This is a genomic window from Mesorhizobium sp. 10J20-29, from assembly GCF_054130485.1.
Genome location: NZ_CP199156.1, coordinates 2,835,561 through 2,854,961 on the forward strand (window position 1 = coordinate 2,835,561; position 19,401 = coordinate 2,854,961).

21 protein-coding genes are annotated in these 19,401 nt (G+C 66.2%); 17 read left to right on the forward strand and 4 right to left on the reverse strand.

Annotated elements, in window-relative coordinates:
* Positions 1–8 precede the first annotated feature (8 nt).
* Positions 9–1,178 carry a glycoside hydrolase family 25 protein gene (locus tag ACT2BZ_RS13560; RefSeq protein ID WP_457941311.1) on the reverse strand — a complete coding sequence of 390 codons (1,170 nt, stop codon included), beginning with the start codon at positions 1,176–1,178 and terminating at the stop codon, positions 9–11.
* Between the two features lie 383 nt (positions 1,179–1,561).
* Here ACT2BZ_RS13560 and ACT2BZ_RS13565 point away from each other — a divergent pair, with 383 nt between their 5' ends.
* Both ACT2BZ_RS13565 and ACT2BZ_RS13570 read left to right on the forward strand, forming a co-directional pair.
* Complete coding sequence (locus tag ACT2BZ_RS13565; RefSeq protein ID WP_457935669.1) at positions 1,562–3,334, forward strand: acyl-CoA dehydrogenase; 1,773 nt, start codon at positions 1,562–1,564, stop codon at positions 3,332–3,334.
* A gap of 20 nt (positions 3,335–3,354) precedes the next feature.
* Positions 3,355–4,107 carry a crotonase/enoyl-CoA hydratase family protein gene (locus tag ACT2BZ_RS13570; RefSeq protein WP_457935670.1) on the forward strand — a complete coding sequence of 251 codons (753 nt, stop codon included), beginning with the start codon at positions 3,355–3,357 and terminating at the stop codon, positions 4,105–4,107.
* A 4-nt stretch (positions 4,108–4,111) separates the two neighbouring features.
* Here ACT2BZ_RS13570 and pdxH read toward each other — a convergent pair whose 3' ends face one another.
* A complete protein-coding gene (pdxH, locus tag ACT2BZ_RS13575) occupies positions 4,112–4,729 on the reverse strand; it encodes a pyridoxamine 5'-phosphate oxidase (protein WP_457935671.1) in 618 nt (205 codons plus the stop codon).
* 41 nt (positions 4,730–4,770) lie between these two features.
* Between pdxH and ACT2BZ_RS13580 the strand changes: the two genes are divergently transcribed.
* The 4 genes from ACT2BZ_RS13580 (at position 4,771) to ACT2BZ_RS13595 (ending at position 7,818) form a co-directional block, all read left to right on the forward strand.
* Positions 4,771–5,238, forward strand: coding sequence for an RT0821/Lpp0805 family surface protein (locus tag ACT2BZ_RS13580; RefSeq protein WP_457935672.1), 468 nt, complete (start codon positions 4,771–4,773; stop codon positions 5,236–5,238).
* A gap of 103 nt (positions 5,239–5,341) precedes the next feature.
* Positions 5,342–6,256: a DnaJ C-terminal domain-containing protein gene (locus ACT2BZ_RS13585; RefSeq protein WP_457935673.1), complete on the forward strand. Its 915-nt coding sequence runs from the start codon at positions 5,342–5,344 to the stop codon at positions 6,254–6,256.
* A 112-nt stretch (positions 6,257–6,368) separates the two neighbouring features.
* A complete protein-coding gene (gene fabI, locus ACT2BZ_RS13590; protein ID WP_457935674.1) occupies positions 6,369–7,187 on the forward strand; it encodes an enoyl-ACP reductase FabI in 819 nt (272 codons plus the stop codon).
* 43 nt (positions 7,188–7,230) lie between these two features.
* On the forward strand, positions 7,231–7,818 hold the full coding sequence (locus ACT2BZ_RS13595) for a histidine phosphatase family protein (RefSeq protein WP_457935675.1): 588 nt from the start codon (positions 7,231–7,233) through the stop codon (positions 7,816–7,818).
* 12 nt (positions 7,819–7,830) lie between these two features.
* On the opposite strand, the gene ACT2BZ_RS13600 is transcribed toward ACT2BZ_RS13595, so the two are convergent.
* On the reverse strand, positions 7,831–8,079 hold the full coding sequence (locus ACT2BZ_RS13600; protein WP_457935676.1) for a DUF1344 domain-containing protein: 249 nt from the start codon (positions 8,077–8,079) through the stop codon (positions 7,831–7,833).
* A gap of 184 nt (positions 8,080–8,263) precedes the next feature.
* Between ACT2BZ_RS13600 and aroC the strand changes: the two genes are divergently transcribed.
* The 11 genes from aroC to ACT2BZ_RS13655 all read left to right on the forward strand — a co-directional run bounded on the left by aroC (position 8,264) and on the right by ACT2BZ_RS13655 (position 18,691).
* Positions 8,264–9,364 (forward strand): chorismate synthase, encoded by a 1,101-nt coding sequence (gene aroC, locus ACT2BZ_RS13605; protein ID WP_457935677.1) that lies wholly within the window; start codon positions 8,264–8,266, stop codon positions 9,362–9,364.
* A 36-nt stretch (positions 9,365–9,400) separates the two neighbouring features.
* A complete protein-coding gene (gene ribB, locus ACT2BZ_RS13610) occupies positions 9,401–10,501 on the forward strand; it encodes a 3,4-dihydroxy-2-butanone-4-phosphate synthase (RefSeq protein WP_457935678.1) in 1,101 nt (366 codons plus the stop codon).
* 80 nt (positions 10,502–10,581) lie between these two features.
* Entirely contained in the window at positions 10,582–11,562 is a 981-nt protein-coding gene (locus ACT2BZ_RS13615; protein ID WP_457935679.1) for a hypothetical protein, read from the forward strand.
* Between the two features lie 73 nt (positions 11,563–11,635).
* A complete protein-coding gene (locus ACT2BZ_RS13620; protein WP_457935680.1) occupies positions 11,636–12,562 on the forward strand; it encodes a histone deacetylase family protein in 927 nt (308 codons plus the stop codon).
* A gap of 3 nt (positions 12,563–12,565) precedes the next feature.
* The gene (locus tag ACT2BZ_RS13625; protein WP_457941312.1) at positions 12,566–12,841 is read left to right on the forward strand and encodes an exodeoxyribonuclease VII small subunit; all 276 of its coding nucleotides are present in this window, start codon (positions 12,566–12,568) and stop codon (positions 12,839–12,841) included.
* Positions 12,842–12,895: 54 nt separating this feature from the next.
* Positions 12,896–13,162, forward strand: coding sequence for a DUF2277 domain-containing protein (locus tag ACT2BZ_RS13630; protein WP_457935681.1), 267 nt, complete (start codon positions 12,896–12,898; stop codon positions 13,160–13,162).
* A 144-nt stretch (positions 13,163–13,306) separates the two neighbouring features.
* Positions 13,307–14,227 (forward strand): pirin family protein, encoded by a 921-nt coding sequence (locus tag ACT2BZ_RS13635; protein WP_457935682.1) that lies wholly within the window; start codon positions 13,307–13,309, stop codon positions 14,225–14,227.
* An 85-nt stretch (positions 14,228–14,312) separates the two neighbouring features.
* Positions 14,313–16,226: a 1-deoxy-D-xylulose-5-phosphate synthase gene (dxs, locus tag ACT2BZ_RS13640; protein ID WP_457935683.1), complete on the forward strand. Its 1,914-nt coding sequence runs from the start codon at positions 14,313–14,315 to the stop codon at positions 16,224–16,226.
* A gap of 124 nt (positions 16,227–16,350) precedes the next feature.
* Entirely contained in the window at positions 16,351–16,647 is a 297-nt protein-coding gene (locus ACT2BZ_RS13645) for a hypothetical protein (RefSeq protein WP_457935684.1), read from the forward strand.
* Between the two features lie 41 nt (positions 16,648–16,688).
* Positions 16,689–17,453 carry a TlyA family RNA methyltransferase gene (locus ACT2BZ_RS13650; RefSeq protein ID WP_457935685.1) on the forward strand — a complete coding sequence of 255 codons (765 nt, stop codon included), beginning with the start codon at positions 16,689–16,691 and terminating at the stop codon, positions 17,451–17,453.
* The gene (locus ACT2BZ_RS13655; protein ID WP_457935686.1) at positions 17,450–18,691 is read left to right on the forward strand and encodes a class I SAM-dependent RNA methyltransferase; all 1,242 of its coding nucleotides are present in this window, start codon (positions 17,450–17,452) and stop codon (positions 18,689–18,691) included. Before ACT2BZ_RS13650 ends, ACT2BZ_RS13655 begins: the two co-directional genes overlap by 4 nt.
* Here ACT2BZ_RS13655 and ACT2BZ_RS13660 read toward each other — a convergent pair.
* Positions 18,688–19,386: an NAD-dependent deacylase gene (locus ACT2BZ_RS13660; protein ID WP_457935687.1), complete on the reverse strand. Its 699-nt coding sequence runs from the start codon at positions 19,384–19,386 to the stop codon at positions 18,688–18,690. The genes ACT2BZ_RS13655 and ACT2BZ_RS13660 overlap by 4 nt on opposite strands.
* Positions 19,387–19,401 lie beyond the last annotated feature (15 nt).

Sequence of the window (19,401 nt, forward strand, 5' to 3'; positions counted from 1 at the left end):
AGGCGCTGCTAGGGCCGGATTTCTTCCGGGGTCTCGGCGTCGATCTTCTTGATCAGGAATACCGGCAGGTCGTGCCGCGACAGTTTCGACGGCAGCGCCGAGGCGAGCGGCGGGCCCGCAACGGGCGCCTCCGGCTGCGTGCCGGACATCATCGCATGGACCTGGCGCCGTGCATCCTCGATCACTTCGACATAGGCGGCGTATTCTGCCGGGTCGAGCGACTCGGCTTTGCGACCGAGCGAAACCCGCACCGGATGAGCAGCGGCACCGCCAGGAAACATCGTGGCGAAGGCGACTGGCGCCACCGGTTCTTCGACCTCGGCATATTGCAGCACCACGTCGCCCAGCAGCGCTTCCTTGCGCGAGATCGGCAGCGGCACGCTGGCGATCATGTCGACGGTCTTGTCGATCAGCCCGCCGAACGGCCATTGCGCGCGCAGTTCGTCGGCGCTCATCGAGGCCACGTTGACGTCGATGTCGTTCGAGGTTCCGGGCACCCGGTAGGGGCAGGCCTTGGCGTCACAATTCGCGCCGGCCGAGAACTGCCAGAGCGTGTAGGTCTTCCAGTTGCCCTTCGGAAAGTGCAGCCCGATCTCCGGCTTGTAGCGGGCATACCAGAGCGGCAGCCGCGACAGCAGCCGGTAGCGGTCGGCATTGTCGGCGATATGCTTTGCCGTCACCCCGTTCGTGTAGAGGATCGGAAAACGGCCGAGCCGCCGATGGATGTGCAGCACGAAGATTTCGGCATCCTCGAGCGACATCCACTTCTGCGGATCGTTCTCCTCGATGTCGAGGGCGATCAGGTCGTCGGGTTCAGGCTCGGTGAAGTCGATGAAGTTATTGGCCTGGTCGATCGGGTTGCCGGGCCGCGCCAGGTGATAGGCGCCCCACTTGAGCCCCATGGCCTTGGCCACCGTCTTGCGCGTGTGGAACAGCTCGCGCGCGACCGCATGGCGCTTCCACAAAGCCTTGCAGAGGCGCACTTCCTGCTCGTTGCCGGAACATTCATAGGCCGGCGACAGCCCATCCGAGCCCTTGTTGATGAAGCCGACGATACGCTTGTCGAGCGCCAGCCTGCGCCAGTCGATGGAGTTGTACTCGTAGGCGTCGATGACCAGCGCCCGGTCGGCCCGCTTCCACGGTTCGGAGAAATCGGACGCCGAGGCACCCTGCGCCATGGCCGTCGCAAGCGCGCCGGCAAATAATGCCAGCGCTGCGCGAACCAGGCGGTTTGCAGGCAGCGACACCAGTGTTCAGGTCCCTTCATCCATCGTCTGTCATCGTGGACGACTCTAGTTAAGGAAAGACTTTCGGGCGCGAGTGTGGCCGAACCCGGCCGCCAGACCCGAATCCTCGAGCCTTGAACTGGCGTCCTTATCGCCCTTTCGCGGGGGGAGGATCAACCCATGCAGGCTCTGCGAGGGCGCTCATTGTCTGAAATGAACCGATTTCGATGCGCCAAATTGACGTTAACGTCAAAAGTGGATAGCCGTGATTGCGTCGGCGGATGCGGCGTTCCTGCAGCGCCAATCGATATGGCACAGCCTGGAGGAGGGCCCGAATGTACCGAGCGCCGGTCGACGAGATCGCATTTACCCTGAAGCACGTGGCCGGCCTCGGCCAGGCGCTTGACCGGTCGCTGTTCGGCGATCTCTCCGAAGACCTGGTCGATGCGGTTCTCTCCGAGGCAGGACGCTTCGCGAGCGACGAGATCGCGCCGCTCTCGGCTGTCGGCGACGAAACCGGTGCCGTGCTTGAAGATGCTGCCGTCACCATGCCGCAGGGCTGGAAGGAGCTTTATTGCAGCTGGACCGAGGGCGGCTGGAACGCGCTGTCGGGCCCCGAGGCCTTCGGTGGCCAGGCGCTCCCCGCCATGCTCGCCGTCGCCGCGCTCGAAATGTGGAATTCCGGCTCGATGGCCTTCGCCATCGGCCCGACGCTCACCATGGGCGCCGTCGAGGCGCTTGAGGCCCACGCATCCGACGCGTTGAAGCAGAAATACCTGCCGAAGCTGGTTTCGGGCGAGTGGATGGGCACCATGAACCTGACCGAGCCGCAGGCCGGCTCCGATCTGGCCGCCCTGCGGGCGCGCGCCGAGCCGGCCGACGATGGCAGCTATCGCATCTTCGGCCAGAAGATCTTCATCACCTATGGCGAGCACGATCTCACAGACAACATCGTGCATCTGGTTCTGGCCCGTCTGCCCGATGCGCCGGCCGGCACGCGCGGCCTGTCGCTCTTCCTGGTCCCGAAATTCCTCGTCGGCGACGACGGCAGCCTCGGCCGGCGCAACGATGTTTTCTGTTCCGGCCTCGAGCACAAGCTCGGCATCCATGCCTCGCCGACCTGCACCATGATCTACGGCGACGGCTTCGTCGAACCCAGGGGTGCAATCGGCTGGCTGGTCGGCGAGGAGAACCGCGGCCTCGCCTGCATGTTCACCATGATGAACAATGCCCGGCTCGCCGTCGGCATGCAGGGCGTCGGTGTTGCCGAAGCAGCCTGCCAGAAGGCGCTCGCCTATGCCAATGAGCGCCGGCAGGGCAAGGCGGCGACCTATGATGGCGAGGGCATGGCGCCCATCGTCCACCATCCCGACATTCAGCGCACCTTGCTGACCATGCAGGGCCTGACCCGATCGGCCCGTGCCATCAGCTATGCCTGCGCGCATGCCATCGACATGGCGCGGATGTCGCCGGCCGCGGAAAAGCGGCACTGGCAGGAACGCGCCAACCTCCTGACACCGGTGGCCAAGGCCTTTTCGACCGACACAGGGGTCGAGGTCGCCTCGCTCGGCGTCCAGGTGCATGGCGGCATGGGCTTCATCGAGGAGACCGGCGCTGCCCGGCTGCTGCGCGACGCGCGCATCGCCCCGATCTATGAAGGAACCAACGGCATCCAGGCGATCGACCTGGTGCTGCGCAAATTGCCGCTGTCGGGTGGCGACCAGGTCCGCTCCTATATCGCCGAACTCGGCGAGACGCTGGAAGCCGTGCGCGCCTCGAACCGGGCGGATCTCGGCGGTGCTGCCAAGGGACTTGCCGCGATGGTCGGGGCGCTCGACGAGGCTACTGGTCATCTTCTCGGCCTGATCGAAAAGGGCGAGACGCAACCCGCGCTCGCCGGCGCGACACCCTATCTGCGGCTGTTCGCGCTGGCTTCGGGCGGCATTGCCCTGGCGCGCGGCGCGCTTGCCGACCCGTCGGACCGGCGCGCCGGCCTTTGCCGGTTCTTCGCCGACAATTTTGCCGGCGAAGCGAGAGCACTTGGCGACCAGGTCGTCAACGGCGCGGAAGCCCTGCTCGCGGCCGGCAGCGGCCTCGTTTCGGCCTAGCTCACAGGAAGGATATCGGCATGCAAGAGCATATTCTGGTCGAACGCGACGGTCCGCTGCAGATCATCCGACTGAACCGGCCCGACAAGAAGAACGCCATCACCCGCGCCATGTACGCGACCATGTCGGCCGCCCTCGCCGCGGGCGATGCCGATCCGGCGGTCCGCGCGCACGTCTTTCTCGGCGTGCCGGGTGCCTTTTCTGCGGGCAACGACCTTGCCGACTTCATGGCGATGGCGGTCGGCGGCGAGGGCGGCGAAGAGGTCTGGGGCTTTCTCGGCGCGATCGCCGGTGCCGCCAAGCCGATGATCTCCGGCGTCGACGGCATCGCGGTCGGCATCGGCACCACGCTCAACCTGCACTGCGACCTGACCTTCGCCACGCCGCGTACGATGTTCCACACTCCCTTCACCGATCTCGGCCTAGTGCCGGAGGCCGGGTCGAGCCTGCTCGTGCCGGCCATCCTCGGTCGCCAGCAGGCCTTCGCGATGCTGGCATTGGGCGAGCCGTTCTCGGCCGAACGCGCGCGGGAAGCAGGGCTGATCTACGCCGTCGTCGGCGAGGAGGAACTGGAGGCGGAGGTGCTGAAGGCAGCGAGGCTCGTCGCGTCCAAGCCGCCCGAGGCGCTGAAGATCGCCCGCGACCTGATGCTCGGCGACCGCGCCGAACTGCTTGCCCGCATCAGGACCGAGGCCGAGCATTTCAGGGACAGGCTGCGCTCGGACGAAGCGCGCGCCGCGCTCATGGCCTTCATGTCGCGCAAGAAGGCCTGAAGGTTCAGGGATAGAGCCTTGCCTTGTCCCAGCCGCCATCCGGACGGCGGCTGAAGGTCACCCGGTCGTGCAGGCGGAACGGCCGGTCGTGCCAGAACTCGATGCTCACCGGCACGATGCGGAAGCCCGACCAGTGCTTCGGTCGGGGGATTTCGCCGACCGCGTAGCGCGCCGTGTACTCCGCGACCGCCTTCTCGAGCGCGAAGCGGCTTTCCAAGGGCCGCGACTGCCTGGAGGCCCAGGCGCCGATGCGGCTGCCGCGCGGCCGCGACGCGAAATAGGCGTCCGCCTCCGCGTCGCTGACGATCTCCACATCGCCGCGGATGCGCACCTGCCGACGCAGCGACTTCCAGTGGAAGCACATCGCCGCCTTCATGCTGCCCAGAATCTCGCGTCCCTTGGCGCTCTCGAAATTCGTGTAGAACACGAAACCGCACTCGTCGAAGCCCTTCAGCAGCACCATGCGGACGTCAGGCATGCCGTCCTGGTCGACTGTTGCCAGCGCGACGCCGTTGGGATCGTTCAATTCGCTTTTCGTGGCGTCTTCGAGCCAGTTTCCGAACAGCCGGAAGGGCTCTTCGGCCTGCGTGAAGTCACCGCTTGTTAACTGTGTTTCGGCCATAAGTTCTGCTCGGGACATGTGTGTGCCGGGGAGAATGCCGATTGTCGCGGAACGCGCAAGCACCACAGGTGCGGATTTTGGGCGGCTTTCAGGCAAAACGGCTGAAAGCGGCGTCGCTTTTGCTCGTTCTTTTGGTCCTGCCGGCCTGCGCTTCGGGCGGTTTCAGCCTGCAGAAGGCCGAGGTGGACAGCAGTCTCTATACCGGTAACGTTTCCGACAAGAGCAGGCGCGCGGCCGATTCCGAGCGCATTTCCGATGAGGCGACGATCCGCAATGCGGTCAGTTCCGCCGACATTGAGAGTCTCGGGGGGCGCTCTGTGCTCTGGGTCAACTCGGACACCGGCACGCGCGGCGTCATCGACGGTCTGAAGGAGTTCAAGCGCGACGGTCTCCTGTGCCGCAGCTTCAGCACCACGCGCGAAAGCTTCGACGGCATTGCCCTCTTCAAGGGAGAGGCCTGCATGGTCAGCGCCGGTGCCTGGCGCCTGCAGAGCTTCGAGGCCGGTTAGGCTGCATTTTTGACGCAGAAAACGGCGCCGGTACTGGAATTTCTTCCTAGCCGAGCGCATATATCCAGCAGGTTGCACTCCATCAAACCCGCAGGCACGAACGATGCGCGATCCCTATGACGTGCTGGGCGTTGCGAAGAACGCCTCGGCAAAGGAAATCAAGGCGGCTTATCGCAAGCTCGCCAAGAAGCACCATCCTGACCAGAATCCTGACGATTCGAAGGCCAAGGATCGATTCGCCGCGGCCAATCAGGCCTACGAGATCATCGGCGACGAGAAGAACCGGGCCGCCTTCGACCGTGGCGAGATCGACGCCGAGGGCAAGCAGCGCTTCCAGGGCTTCGAGAATGCCGGCGGCGCTGGCGGAGACCCCTTTGCGGGATTCCGTCGGCAGCAGGCCGGCCCCGGCGGGTCGCGTTTCGAGTTCCGTAGTGGCGGAGCGGATCCCTTCGGCGGTGGCGCCGGCGACATATTCAGCGAGATATTCGGACAGGGCTTTTCCCAGCATCCGGGCGCCGGCCAGCGCATGCGCGCCGGGGCCGACGTCAACGTCACGCTCGACGTGACGCTGGAAGAAGCCGCCACCGCTCCCAAGGTCACCGCCATGTTTCCCGGCGGGCGCAAGATTTCCGTCAAGCTGCCTGCCTATGTAGAGGACGGCCAGACGATTCGGCTGAAGGGCCAGGGCGAGCAGGGCGCCGGCCAGCCCGGCGACGCGCTGGTCAAGATCCGGTTCCGCAAGCACCCGCGCTACCGGCTCGAGGGCCGCGATCTGCATGTCGACCTGCCGGTGCCGCTGAAGGATGCCGTGCTCGGCGCCAAGCTCGCCGTCGAGACGCCGACCGGTCGGCTGGCCGTCAACGTCCCCGCATGGTCGAGCTCCGACAAGGTGCTGCGGCTCAAGGGGCGCGGCCTGCCGACAAAGACCGGCGGCCACGGCGACCTCTACGCCCATGTCCGGCTGATGCTTCCCGAGAACCACGATCCGGACCTCGAGCACATGATGCGCAAGGCCTGACCCGTTAAATCGCCGCAGGGTCGCGCCTGTCGGCTTTCGGCATCGGCGCTTGAAGGCTTGTAGCGCCTGTGCGATAGGCACACCAACGGATTTGCACAGCGGAGAGAGCTAGATGACTGTTGGTCAGGGCCTTATGGCCGGAAAGCGCGGCCTTATACTGGGCGTGGCCAACAACCGGTCGATCGCCTGGGGCATCGCCAAGTCCTGCGCCGATCAGGGCGCCGAGCTGTCGCTGACCTATCAGGGCGACGCCTTCCGCAAGCGAGTCGAGCCGCTCGCCGCCGAGCTTGGCGCGCATGTCGCCGGCCATTGCGACGTCACCGACCCCGCCAGCCTCGATGCCGTCTTCGAGTCGGTCGCCAGGAAGTGGGGCAAGATCGACTTCCTCGTCCATGCCATCGCCTTTTCCGACAAGGACGAGCTGACCGGCCGCTATATCGAGACCACGCGCGACAATTTCCTGCGCACCATGGACATCTCGGTCTTCTCCTTCACCACGGTCGCCAAGCGCGCCGAGCCGCTGATGACGGACGGCGGCTCGATGCTGACCCTGACCTACTACGGCGCCGAGAAGGTCATGCCGCACTACAACGTCATGGGCGTCGCCAAGGCCGCCCTCGAGGCCAGCGTGCGCTACCTTGCCGTCGACCTCGGCCAGAACAACATCCGCGTCAACGCCATCTCTGCCGGTCCGGTCAAGACGCTGGCCGCCTCCGGCATCGGCGACTTCCGCTACATCCTGAAGTGGAACGAGATGAATTCGCCGCTGAAGAAGACGGTCACGCCCGAGGAAGTCGGCGATTCCGGCCTCTACCTTCTGTCGGACCTGTCGCGCGGCGTCACCGGCGAGGTGCACCATGTCGATGCCGGCTATCACGTCGTCGGCATGAAGGGCCTCAACGTTCCCGATATCTCGACGGTCAAGGACTGACCTTCCCGCCGTACGAAATTGAGAAGCGGACGTAGCGACCGCCATGTTTCCCCTCGTCTATCTCGCCAGGCACGGCCAGACCGACTGGAATGCCGAGTACCGGCTGCAGGGCCAGGCCGACACTGATCTCAACGCGTTCGGCCGAGCCCAGGCCGACCTCTGCGGCCGGCGCCTGGCCCAGCTGATTGACGATCCGAAAGCCTTCGATTTCGTCGCCAGCCCGATGCGCCGCACCCGCGAGACGATGGAGCGCATCCGCGCCGCCATGTCGCTCCCGCCGGACGGCTATCGCACGGAGCCGAGCCTGGTGGAGATCAATTTCGGCGAATGGCAGGGCTTCACCTTTCCAGAGCTGGAAGAGCGCGAGCCGGGCTCCACGGCGCTGCGCCAGCGCGACAAGTGGGGCTTCGTGCCGCCGGGCGAGGGCGCCGAGAGCTACGCCATGCTGCTGGAGCGCGTGCGCCCCTGGTTCGAGGCGCTGTCGCGTCCGACGGTCTGCGTCACCCATGGCGGCGTCATACGCACGCTTTTCAGGATGGTGGGAAAGTTTTCGGAAAACGATGCCGCGGCACTGGAAATCGTCCAGGACCGCATCCTGAAGCTCGAGAATTCCAGCATCGAATGGCTGTAGCGGCGGCGCCGGCTACTCCGACAGTTCCATGTCCGTGATCAGGTTGACGTCGCCGACCTTGTCGTAGGCGAGCAGGATTTCCATGCCCTCCTCGATGGCGTCGACGTCGAATTCGCCGGGCAGCTTGTAGAGTTTTCCATTGTCGAGCGTGATCGTCAGATTGTCGCGGTCGATGGTCTTGATGTGGCCTTCTGCCTCGGCAGCGAGCGCGCCGGTCGCACACATCATGGTAAAGGCAACGGCGCCGATAAGGGTACGCATTGTCGACCTCTTCTCCCTCATGCGCCTCGCTTGGCGCGTGGATTTGGCTAGCGGTAGGGAGAGTGGAGAAACAACCTGAATGTGTCAAAACTAAATCGCGCCGTGTCGCGGTTTGACCCCCGCAAAAAACGCCAATAGAAGGCACGCATGAGCCGGCGCTCCTCGCCGGCCGGGGCTGGACTCGATGTCGCACAACACGTTTGGACATCTCTTTCGTGTCACGACCTGGGGCGAAAGCCACGGGGCCGCACTCGGCTGCGTCGTCGACGGCTGTCCTCCCGGCATCCGCTTCACGCTGGCCGACATCCAGGCCGAACTCGACAAGCGCCGCCCAGGCCAGTCGCGCTTCGTCACCCAGCGCCGCGAGCCCGACGCCGTGAAGGTCCTCTCCGGCTTCCTTATGGAGGACGACGGCGAGACCATGGTCACCACCGGCACGCCGGTCTCGATGATGATCGAGAATGTCGATCAGCGTTCCAAGGACTATGGCGAGATCGCCAGGCAGTACCGCCCCGGCCATGCCGACTACACCTACGAGATGAAGTACGGCCTGCGCGACCACCGCGGCGGCGGCCGTTCCTCGGCGCGCGAGACGGCGGCCCGCGTTGCCGCAGGCGCGCTCGCCCGCAAGGTCGTGCCCGGCATGGTGGTGCGCGGCGCGCTGGTCTCCATGGGCGAGAAGTCCATCGACCGCGCCAACTGGAACTGGAACTTCGTCGGCGACCCCGAAAACCCCTTCTTCACGCCCGATCCGGCCTCCGTGCCGGTCTTCGCCGACTATCTCGACGGCATCCGCAAGGCCGGTTCGTCGGTCGGCGCGGTCATCGAGATCGTCGCCGACGGCGTGCCCCCCGGCCTCGGCGCGCCGATCTACGCCAAGCTCGACCAGGACATCGCCTCCGGCCTGATGTCGATCAACGCCGTCAAGGGCGTCGAGATCGGCAACGGCTTCGAGGCGGCCCGCATCACCGGCGAAGAAAACGCCGACGAGATGCGCATCGGCAATGACGGCAATCCGGTCTTCCTGTCCAACCATGCCGGCGGCATTCTGGGCGGCATTTCGACCGGCCAGGAGATCGTCGCCCGCTTCGCCGTCAAGCCGACCTCGTCGATCCTGACGCCGCGCAAGTCCATCGACCGTGACGGCAAGGACGTCGACGTCCAGACCAAGGGCCGCCACGACCCCTGCGTCGGGATCCGCGCCGTGCCCATCGGCGAGGCCATGGTTGCCTGCGCCATCGCCGACCATTACCTGCGACACCGCGGCCAGACCGGCCGCGGCTGACCCGCATTCAACACGACCATCGAACGGACCGAGCATATGGCCTACGAGCAGAAGAATGTCGTCGAAGCGATCCGCGCCTTCGAACGCGGCGAAATGGTCGTCGTCATGGATGATGACGGCCGCGAGAACGAGGGCGACCTGATCGTCGCGGCGGTACATTGCACGCCCGAGAAGATGGCCTTCATCGTTCGCCATACCTCGGGCATCGTCTGCACGCCGATGACGCGCGCCGACGCCAAGCGGCTCAACCTTGCGCCGATGGTGGCCGACAATGATTCGGCCCACACCACGGCCTTCACGGTCAGCGTCGACTTCAAGCACGGCACCACCACCGGCATCTCGGCGGACGACCGCACGCTCACCGTGCGCAACCTCGCCAACGGCAATGTCGGTGCCGCCGATTTCCTGCGCCCCGGCCACATCTTCCCGCTGATCGCCCGCGAGGGTGGCGTGCTGATGCGCTCGGGCCATACCGAGGCGGCGGTCGATCTCTGCAAGCTCGCCGGCCTGCCGCAGGTCGGGGTCATTTCCGAACTGGTCAATGACGACGGCACTGTCATGCGCGGCCCGCAGGTCGCCTCCTTCGCCGAGGCGCACGGGCTCAAGCAGCTTTCGGTCGCCGACCTCATCGCCTACCGCCAGCGCAAGGAAACGCTGGTGCAGCGCGTCGCCTGCTCCGACATCGACACGCCGGGCGGCAAGGCCCAGGCCTTCACCTACATGCTGCCCTGGGACAGCATGCATCATCTGGCCGTCGTCTTCGGTGACATCCGCGACGGCGAGGACGTGCCGGTCCGTCTCCACACCGAGGACGTCGTCACCGATGTCTTCGGAAGCGGGACGGCGCTGCACGACATCATGAAGTCGATGGGCAAGGAGAAGCGCGGCGTCATCGTCTACCTGCGCGAAGGATCGGTCGGCGTCGCCCATCAGGCGCGCACGCGGCCCGGACCGGATGGCGGCGAGGACCATGAGGAGGCCCGCCGGCGTGAGAGCGAGTGGCGCGAGATCGGCCTCGGCGCCCAGATCCTGAAGGACCTCGGCATCTCGTCGATCCGGCTCATGGCGTCGCGTGAGCGCCACTATGTCGGCCTGGAAGGATTTGGCATCCGCATCGCCGACACCGAGATCATCTGACCGGCACTTCCCGTCCTCCGATTGACAACCCGCCGCTGCCGCGCATCCTGCCACCGGTGACGTAAGGGGAGATTCGGGGCATGTGGGACTTCGAAATCGGCAGGACGCTCGGCATCGTCATGCGCACCTGGCCCTTCGTCGTGTTTCGCATGATCGTCTACTTCGGCATCACGATCGCCTATATTGCCTCGACCGGTACGGGCGCGGGCATCGGCTACGGCGTCGGCCACATCATGGGCGATGGCGGGCCGCTGAGCTTCGCCATGTGGGGCGGTATCCTGGGCTTCGGCCTTGTCTCGCTCATCCTCTACTGGGTCCGCGAATACATCCTCTACATCGTCAAGGCGGGCCACATCGCCGTCATGGTGCAGCTGATCGACGGCCATGACGTGCCGGGCGGCCAGGGTCAGATCGCCTACGCGCGCTCGATTGTCACCGAGCGCTTTGCCGAGGCCAATGTGCTTTTCGTGCTCGACCAGCTGATCAAGGGCGCGGTTGCCGCCATCACCGGCCTGATCGGCGGCATCGCCGCCTTCATCCCCATCCCGGGCCTCAACGGCATCGTCAAGTTCATCAACGCCATCATCCGCATGTCGCTGACCTATGTCGACGAGATCATCCTCGGCTACAACATCAGGACGGCGAGCACCCGGCCCTTCGAGACAGGCCGCCAGGGCATCGTCCTCTACGCCCAGAATGCGAAGACCATGGTCAAGAACGCGATCTGGCTGACCGTCATGACGGCCATCCTCGGCGTCATCGTCTTCCTGCTGACGCTCGCGCCTGCCGGCGCCATTCTCTACGCCATGCCGGGCAACATGGCCGGCTGGGGCTTCGTGCTTGCCATCGTCTTTGCCTGGGCCTGCATCTCGGCCTTCGTCGAGCCCTTCGTCATCGCCGCGATGATGCAGGTCTATTTCAAGGTCATCGAGGGCCAGGTTCCCGATCCCGAATGGGACCGCCGCCTTTCCGATGCCTCGAAGCAGTTTCGCGAACTCAAGGACAAGGCGCTCGAGACGGTGGGCGGCTCGCGCTGGACGGGTGCCGCGCGCCAGGGCTAATCCTTGTTGATCACTTGGCCTTGGTCCGGTGCGGGCATGGTCAAGTCGCCGCTCGCCCCCTATATCCGAAGGCATGGTCACAAGGCTCTATTCGCATCCGATCTATCTCGAACACCTGACGCCGCCAGGACATCCTGAGCGCCCCGACAGGCTGCGCGCCGTGCAGCGCGTGCTGGACGACGAGAGATTCGAGGCCCTCGACCGCGTCGAGGCGCCGCAAGGCGATCCGGCGACGATTCTCTACGCCCATCCCGAGGAATTCGTGTCGAAGGTCAGGGCCGCCATCCCGGAGAGCGGCCTCGCCAGCATCGACGGCGACACCACGGTCAGCCCGAAGAGCTGGCAGGCGACGCTCACCGCCATCGGCGCCGCCAACGCCGCGGTCGATGATGTCTTCGCCGGCACGGCCGACAATGTCTTCGTCGCCTCGCGCCCGCCTGGCCACCACGCCGAGAAAGCCACGGCGATGGGTTTCTGCCTGTTCAATCATGCGGCGATCGCTGCCCGCTACGCGCAGAAGAAGCACGGTGCCGAGCGCGTCGCCATCGTCGACTGGGACGTCCATCACGGCAACGGCACGCAGGACATCTTCTGGGACGATCCGTCGGTGCTTTACTGCTCGACGCACCAGATGCCGCTCTATCCCGGCACCGGCGCTCTCAGCGAGACCGGCGCCGGCAACATCGTCAACGCGCCGCTCTCGCCGCGCACCGGCAGCGACATCTTCCGCGAGGCCATCACCAGCCGCATCCTGCCGGCCATCGCCCATTTTTCACCCGATCTGATCATCATTTCGGCCGGCTTTGACGCGCACCACCGCGATCCGCTGGCCGAGATCAATCTCGACGAGGACGATTTCGACTGGGCGACCGGACAGCTGATGGAAAGTGCGGCCCGTCACGCCGACAGCAGGCTCGTCAGCCTGCTCGAAGGCGGCTACGATCTGCAGGGACTGGCATTCTCGGTGGCCGCGCATGTTGGCCGCCTCATGAAAGGATAGATGATGGCCGAAGACGCCCCAAACCAGGCCGCCGCGGCCAACGAGGACATCAAGGCGATGACCTTCGAGCAGGCCCTCGAGGCCCTTGAGCGCATCGTCGACGATCTCGAGCGCGGCGACGTCCCGCTCGACCAGTCGATCAGGATCTACGAACGCGGCGAGGCGCTGAAGGCGCATTGCGACAAGCTGTTGAAGTCGGCCGAGGACAAGGTCGAGAAGATTCGCCTGTCGCGCGACGGCAAGCCTGCCGGCACCGAACCGCTCGACGGCGACCAGTAGGCCGGGCAGGGCGCTGCCCCGGCCGCAGGTAACATCTGACGGAGGCAGACCCTCATGTGCAGAAACATCAGACAGCTCTTCAATTTCGACCCGCCGGCGACCGATGACGAGATCCGCGATGCGGCGCTGCAGTTCGTCCGCAAGGTGAGCGGCTCGACCAGGCCCTCGAAGCGCAATGAGGAAGCCTTCGAGCGCGCGGTCGCGGAAATCGCTGGCAGCGTCCGCGAATTGCTCGGCTCCATGGAAACCGCGCAGCCGCCGAAGAACCGCGAGGAAGAGGCGGCCAAGGCCCGCGCCCGGACGATGATCCGCTTCGCCTGAGCCGGCACGTCGATGGGCCGCCGTGCCAAATGGAAACCGCCGCTCTCTCTCGACGGCTAGCCTTGCTGCGGCTGTCCGCCGAGAACACCCTTGGTGCAACCGCGCCGGGCGTCTAAGAAGGTCACGGCCAGAGGAGAGACTGCAATGAGCTATTTCCCGGGGCGCGATCCCGAGCCGGGCGACGCCTTCGCCAGCGACCAGATCGAACTGATGGTCGTCGCCAACGCCAAGGACATCGGCGGTTTCGAGGTGCGCCGTGCGCTGCCGACCGCCAGGCGCCGCATCGTCGGCCCGTTCATCTTCTTCGACCGCATGGGCCCCGCCGTGCTTCGGGTCGGCCAGGCGCTCGACGTGCGCCCGCACCCCCATATCGGGCTCGCCACGGTCACCTATCTCTTCGACGGCAAGATCCGGCACCGGGATTCGCTCGGCACGGAGATGGTCATTGCCCCCGGCGACGTGAACCTGATGACAGCGGGCCGCGGCATCGTCCATTCCGAGCGCACGCCCGAGGAAATGCGCGGCGCGCCGATGTCCGTCTCCGGCCTGCAGACCTGGCTGGCCTTGCCAGACGGCAAGGAGGAGGTCGCGCCGCTCTTCGAGAACACCGCGAGCGCCACGCTGCCGGATTTCGCCTCGGACGGCGTCGAGGGCCGGGTCGTCATCGGCGCCTTTTCCGGGGTCCGCTCGCCGGTCCGTGCGGCATCCGAGACGCTCTATGTCGACCTGCGTCTCGCGGCCGGCGCCAGACTTCAGATTCCGGCCGATACCGAGGAGCGGGCGATCTACGTCCTCGACGGCAAGGTCTCGATTTCCGGCGACCGTTTCGCCGAAAACCGCCTCCTGGTTTTCCGGCCGGGCGACGAAATCGTGGTCGATTCCGAGGCCGGCGCGCATTTCATGCTGTTTGGGGGCGCCTCGCTGGGGTCGCCGCGCTATATATGGTGGAATTTCGTTTCGTCATCGAAAGAGCGCATTGAGCAGGCCAAGGAAGAATGGAAGACTGGCCGTTTCGATATCGTGCCAGGCGACGAAACCGAGTATATCCCCCTCCCGGAGGCCTGACGCTTCCGGCGCCATCCGCTATCTACCCTTGGCCAGGCCGCGCGCCTCTGCCGGCAGACCAGGACCAGAAAGGCCCCAGACAATCGTGAGCCCCAGACCCGCAACGCCTCTTCTCGACACCGTCAATGTGCCAGCCGACCTGCGCCGCATTGCCGAAAGCGACCTGCCGCAGCTGGCCAAGGAACTGCGCGCCGAGATGATCGACGCCGTTTCGCTGACCGGCGGCCATCTCGGTGCGGGACTTGGCGTCGTCGAGCTCACCATCGCGCTCCACCACGTCTTCGACACGCCGGCTGACCGGCTGATCTGGGACGTCGGCCACCAGGCCTACCCGCACAAGATCCTGACCGGCCGCCGCGACCGCATCCGCACGCTGCGCGCCGAGAACGGCCTGTCCGGCTTCACCAAGCGGACCGAAAGCGAGTACGACCCGTTCGGCGCCGCGCATTCCTCGACCTCCATCTCGGCCGGCCTCGGCATGGCCGTCGCGCGCGACCTGCAGGGCGGCAAGAACAACGTCATTTCGGTCATCGGCGACGGCGCCATGTCCGCCGGCATGGCTTACGAGGCGATGAACAACGCCGGCGCGCTCGACGCCCGTCTGATCGTCATCCTCAACGACAACGACATGTCGATCGCCCCGCCGGCTGGCGCCATGAGCGCCTATCTGGCCAGGCTGGTCTCGGGGCGCACCTACCGCTCGCTGCGCGAGACGGCCAAGCAGGTGGCCCGCAAGCTGCCGAAATTCTGGGCCGAAAAGGCCCGCCGCTCCGAGGAATATGCGCGCGGCTTCTGGACCGGCGGCACGCTCTTCGAGGAACTCGGCTTTTACTATGTCGGCCCGATCGACGGCCACAATCTCGAACACCTCCTGCCGGTTCTGAAGAACGTCCGCGACACGGTCGACGGGCCGGTGCTCATCCACGTCGTGACCCAGAAGGGCAAGGGCTACGGTCCTGCCGAAGCGGCTTCCGACAAGTATCACGGCGTCGGCAAGTTCGACGTCATCACCGGCGCGCAGGCGCCGGCGCCCGCCAATGCCCCGGCCTATACCCGGGTCTTCGCCGACAGCCTGATCCAGGAAGCCGCAGACGACGAGAAGATCGTCGCCATCACGGCGGCCATGCCGTCCGGCACCGGCCTCGATCTCTTCGGCGAGGCCTATCCCGCCCGCACTTTCGATGTGGGCATCGCCGAGCAGCACGCGGTGACCTTCGCCGCCGGCCTGGCGACCGAGGGCTACAAGCCCTTCGCCGCCATCTATTCGACCTTCCTGCAGCGCGCCTACGACCAGGTCGTCCACGATGTCGCGATCCAGAAGCTGCCGGTGCGCTTTCCCATCGACCGCGCCGGTTTCGTCGGCGCAGACGGTCCGACCCACTGCGGCGCCTTCGACACCGCCTTTCTGGCCAACCTGCCGGGCTTCGTCGTCATGGCCGCCGCCGACGAGGCGGAACTGCGCCACATGGTGCGCACCGCCGCCGTCTATGACGAGGGTCCGATCTCCTTCCGCTTTCCGCGCGGCAACGGCGTCGGCGTCGACATGCCCGAGCGCGGCGTCGAGCTCGAGATCGGCAAGGGCCGCATCGTGCGCGAGGGCACCAAGGTCGCGCTGCTGTCCTTCGGCACGCGGCTGCAGTCCTGTCTCGCCGCTGCCGAGGAACTCGGAGCCGCGGGTCTGTCCACCACCGTTGCCGATGCGCGTTTCGCCAAGCCGCTCGACGAGGACCTGGTGCGCCGCCTCGCCGGCGCGCACGAGGTGCTGGTCGTCATCGAGGAAGGCTCGATCGGCGGCTTCACCACGCAGGTGCTGCACTTCCTCGCCCGCGAGGGCCTGCTGGAGAGCGGTCTCAAGGTCCGCCCGCTCGGCCTGCCCGACATTTTCATGGAGCACGCCAAGCCCGAGAAGATGTACGCCGACGCCGGGCTGGACAGTACGGGCATCGTCCGCACGGTCTTCTCGGCTCTCGGGCAGACGGCGAAGCTGGTCCGGAAGTAAATCTTAACGATCTTCCTAACCATCTGTTTACGTTGATATTTGGTGGTTTGATTACCCTGTCTCTTGGCCGTTTTTTAGCGCCGCGCTGCTAGAAGGTCTCCCGAAGCAGGGAGACACCAAGACGATGAGAGCGCTGATTGGTTGCGCGGTCCTGCTGGCCGTGTTCGCAAAGCCAGCCATGGCAGGAAGCCGCTACGACAGGAAGCTGGAAGAGGCTGTTCTGGGCATCGTCGCCGCGAAGATGGGCGACCTGCGCGCCGGTTTCGCCTATGACGCCAAGCCGCAGATCATCGCCGGCGAGGACAGCATGTTCACCGGCTCCATCGGCATCGAGACGGCGCGCCAGGCAACGCCCGCACCCGAGCCGGAGCGCATCACCAAGGCCGACGAACGCAAGGTATCGCGCGTCATCACCTATTGAGGCCGCTTGCCTTTCCGCCTTCGAGTCTCCAATGAAGGCCGATGGCTGCAACGCTGAAATCCCCGCAACGATCGCGGCTCGACGAACACCTCGTCGCGGCCGGTCTCTACGCCAGCCGCTCGCGCGCCCGTGACGCCATAGGCCGCGGCGCCGTCCGCATCGACGGCGCGGTTGCCGTCAAGGCCGGGCAGCCCGTCTCGCCTGCCAGCGACATCAGCATCGACGATCCTGCGATAGGCTACGTTTCGCGCGCCGCGTTGAAGCTGATTGCCGGCCTCGACCATTTCGCCCTCGACCCGGCACGCTGTTTCGCGCTCGACATCGGCGCCTCCACCGGCGGCTTCACGCAGGTGCTGCTGGAACGCGGCGCTGGCCATGTCACGGCGATCGACGTCGGCCACGGCCAGATGGACGAGCGCCTGCGCACCGACCCGCGCGTCACCTGCCTTGAGGGCCTCAACGCACGCAACCTCGCCGCCGCCGATCTGGCCGGCCGCATTCCTGATTTCATCGTCAGCGATGTCAGCTTCATTTCGTTGACGCTGGCGCTGCCGCCCGCCCTTGGCCTTGCTGCGTCCGGCGCGCGCGCGCTCCTGCTGGTCAAGCCGCAGTTCGAGGCCGGCCGCGCCGCCATCGGCAAGGGCGGCCTGCTCAAGGACCCGGGCGAGGGCGTCCGCATCGCCGAAAGGCTGCACGCCTGGCTCGACGCAGAGCCGGGCTGGCGCGCACTGGGCCATTGTGCTTCACCCGTCGAAGGCAGCGACGGCAACCGCGAATTCCTGCTTGCCGGGATCAAGGATCGATGAGCGAAACATACGAGATCGCGCGGCTCGGCGCGCAGGGCGACGGCATCGCCGAGACCGCAACCGGACCCGTCTACATCCCCTTCGCACTGCCAGGCGAAACTGTCGTCGCCGAGCGCAGCAAGGACAGGGCCGAACTGGTCTCCGTCGAAAAACCTTCGCCCGAGCGCGTCCCGCCCGCCTGCCAACACTTTGGCGTCTGCGGCGGCTGCTCGGTGCAGCATCTCGATCCTGCCGCCTACCACGCCTGGAAGCGCGACAACCTCGCCCAGCCGCTCGCCAGCCAGCATGTCGAGGCGGCGGTCGGCGATCTCGTGCCCTGCGCCCCGCACAGCCGCCGGCGCGTCACCTTCACCGCGCGCAAGGCCGACAAGGGCATGCTGCTCGGCTATAACCGCGCGCAGTCGAACGAGATCGTCGACATTGTCGAATGCCCGATCTCGTCGCCGCAGATCGTCGCCGCGCTCGACCGGCTGCGGGTGCTGGCCGGCATGATCGCCACCACGCCGAAGCCCTTCCAACTGATCGTCACCGCCTCCGATACCGGCCTCGACATCGCCGCCCGGCAATCCGGCGTTCCCGGCGAGACACGCCGTCGCCAGGCATCGGATTTCGTGCTGCGCGAGGGTTTTGCCCGGCTCACCATCGACGGAGAGATCGTCGTCGAGCCGCGCAAGCCGTCTGTCATGTTCGGCGACGCCTCGGTGCTTCTGCCCCCCGGTGCCTTCCTGCAGGCGACGGCGAGTGCGGAGCGCTCGATGGTTGATCTCGTCGGCAATCACCTGTCGCGCGCCAGGAAGGTCGCCGACCTCTTCGCCGGCTCCGGCGCCTTCGCGCTGCGGCTGGCCCGCAACTCGGAAGTGCGCGCCGTCGAGAGCGATGCCGCGGCACTTTCCGCCCTCGACCGCGCCTTCCGTTTCACGCCCGGCCTGAAGCGCGTCACCACCGAGCGCCGCGACCTCTTCCGCCGGCCGCTGACCTTCAAGGAGCTGAATGCCTTCGACGGACTGGTGTTCGATCCGCCGCGTGCCGGCGCCGAGGACCAGTCGAAGCAGATCGCCCGCTCCGATGTGCCCTTGGTCGCCGCGGTATCCTGCAACCCGGCCACCCTGGCGCGTGATCTGTCGATACTGATAGCCGGCGGCTACCAGCTGAAAAGCGTCACGCCGATCGACCAGTTCCTGTGGTCGCCGCATGTCGAGGCAGTCGCCCTGCTGGAGAAGCCGAGGAAGCGGCGCTAGGCGCCGAGCAGCCGCTCGACGAAATCGGGCACGATCCGCGTCGCCGGCCCGTGCTCGGCCTCGTGAAACAGATCCGCGCCCTGCGATGGCTCAAGATTGAGTTCGACGGTTCTGGCGCCTGCCGCCCGCGCCTCGCGCACGAAGCCGGCCGCCGGATAGACATTGCCGCTTGTGCCGATCGAGACGAACAGGTCGCAGCCGCGCAGCGCCGCCTGGATGCGGTCCATCTCGTAGGGCATCTCGCCGAACCACACCACGTCGGGCCGCATGTGGCCGGCCTGTTCGCAGCCGGGGCAGAGGGTTTCTAGCGACATCTCCCCGTGCCAGGGCGTGCGGCTACCGCATGCGTTGCAGAGCGCACGGTCGTGCTGCCCGTGCATGTGTATGAGCCTTTCGGAGCCGGCCCGTTCGTGCAGGCTGTCGACATTCTGCGTCACCAGAAGGAACTCGCCCGCAAAGGCGCGCTCCAGCCGCGCCAGTGCGACATGCGCCGCGTTGGGCTCGACGCTTTTCACGTTCTGGCGCCGCCAGTTGTAGAAGTCGTGAACCCGCGCCGGGTTGGCGGCAAAGCCCTGCGGTGTCGCCACCTCGCGGTAATCGATCTTCGACCAGATGCCGTCGGGGTCGCGGAATGTCGCGATCCCCGATTCGGCGGAGATGCCGGCACCCGTCAGGATGACGATGGAGGAGGGCACGCCGACGGCTGTCCG

Excerpts from the sequence above, each read along its gene's own strand:
- ACT2BZ_RS13560 (WP_457941311.1), bottom strand. The coding sequence starts at position 1,178 with ATGGCGCAGGGTGCCTCGGCGTCCGATTTCTCCGAACCGTGGAAGCGG.
- ACT2BZ_RS13565 (WP_457935669.1), top strand. The coding sequence starts at position 1,562 with ATGTACCGAGCGCCGGTCGACGAGATCGCATTTACCCTGAAGCACGTG.
- ACT2BZ_RS13570 (WP_457935670.1), top strand. The coding sequence starts at position 3,355 with ATGCAAGAGCATATTCTGGTCGAACGCGACGGTCCGCTGCAGATCATC.
- pdxH (WP_457935671.1), bottom strand. The coding sequence starts at position 4,729 with ATGGCCGAAACACAGTTAACAAGCGGTGACTTCACGCAGGCCGAAGAG.
- ACT2BZ_RS13585 (WP_457935673.1), top strand. The coding sequence starts at position 5,342 with ATGCGCGATCCCTATGACGTGCTGGGCGTTGCGAAGAACGCCTCGGCA.
- fabI (WP_457935674.1), top strand. The coding sequence starts at position 6,369 with ATGACTGTTGGTCAGGGCCTTATGGCCGGAAAGCGCGGCCTTATACTG.
- ACT2BZ_RS13595 (WP_457935675.1), top strand. The coding sequence starts at position 7,231 with ATGTTTCCCCTCGTCTATCTCGCCAGGCACGGCCAGACCGACTGGAAT.
- ACT2BZ_RS13600 (WP_457935676.1), bottom strand. The coding sequence starts at position 8,079 with ATGCGTACCCTTATCGGCGCCGTTGCCTTTACCATGATGTGTGCGACC.
- aroC (WP_457935677.1), top strand. The coding sequence starts at position 8,264 with ATGTCGCACAACACGTTTGGACATCTCTTTCGTGTCACGACCTGGGGC.
- ribB (WP_457935678.1), top strand. The coding sequence starts at position 9,401 with ATGGCCTACGAGCAGAAGAATGTCGTCGAAGCGATCCGCGCCTTCGAA.
- ACT2BZ_RS13615 (WP_457935679.1), top strand. The coding sequence starts at position 10,582 with ATGTGGGACTTCGAAATCGGCAGGACGCTCGGCATCGTCATGCGCACC.
- ACT2BZ_RS13620 (WP_457935680.1), top strand. The coding sequence starts at position 11,636 with ATGGTCACAAGGCTCTATTCGCATCCGATCTATCTCGAACACCTGACG.
- ACT2BZ_RS13625 (WP_457941312.1), top strand. The coding sequence starts at position 12,566 with ATGGCCGAAGACGCCCCAAACCAGGCCGCCGCGGCCAACGAGGACATC.
- ACT2BZ_RS13630 (WP_457935681.1), top strand. The coding sequence starts at position 12,896 with ATGTGCAGAAACATCAGACAGCTCTTCAATTTCGACCCGCCGGCGACC.
- ACT2BZ_RS13635 (WP_457935682.1), top strand. The coding sequence starts at position 13,307 with ATGAGCTATTTCCCGGGGCGCGATCCCGAGCCGGGCGACGCCTTCGCC.
- ACT2BZ_RS13645 (WP_457935684.1), top strand. The coding sequence starts at position 16,351 with ATGAGAGCGCTGATTGGTTGCGCGGTCCTGCTGGCCGTGTTCGCAAAG.
- ACT2BZ_RS13650 (WP_457935685.1), top strand. The coding sequence starts at position 16,689 with ATGGCTGCAACGCTGAAATCCCCGCAACGATCGCGGCTCGACGAACAC.
- ACT2BZ_RS13655 (WP_457935686.1), top strand. The coding sequence starts at position 17,450 with ATGAGCGAAACATACGAGATCGCGCGGCTCGGCGCGCAGGGCGACGGC.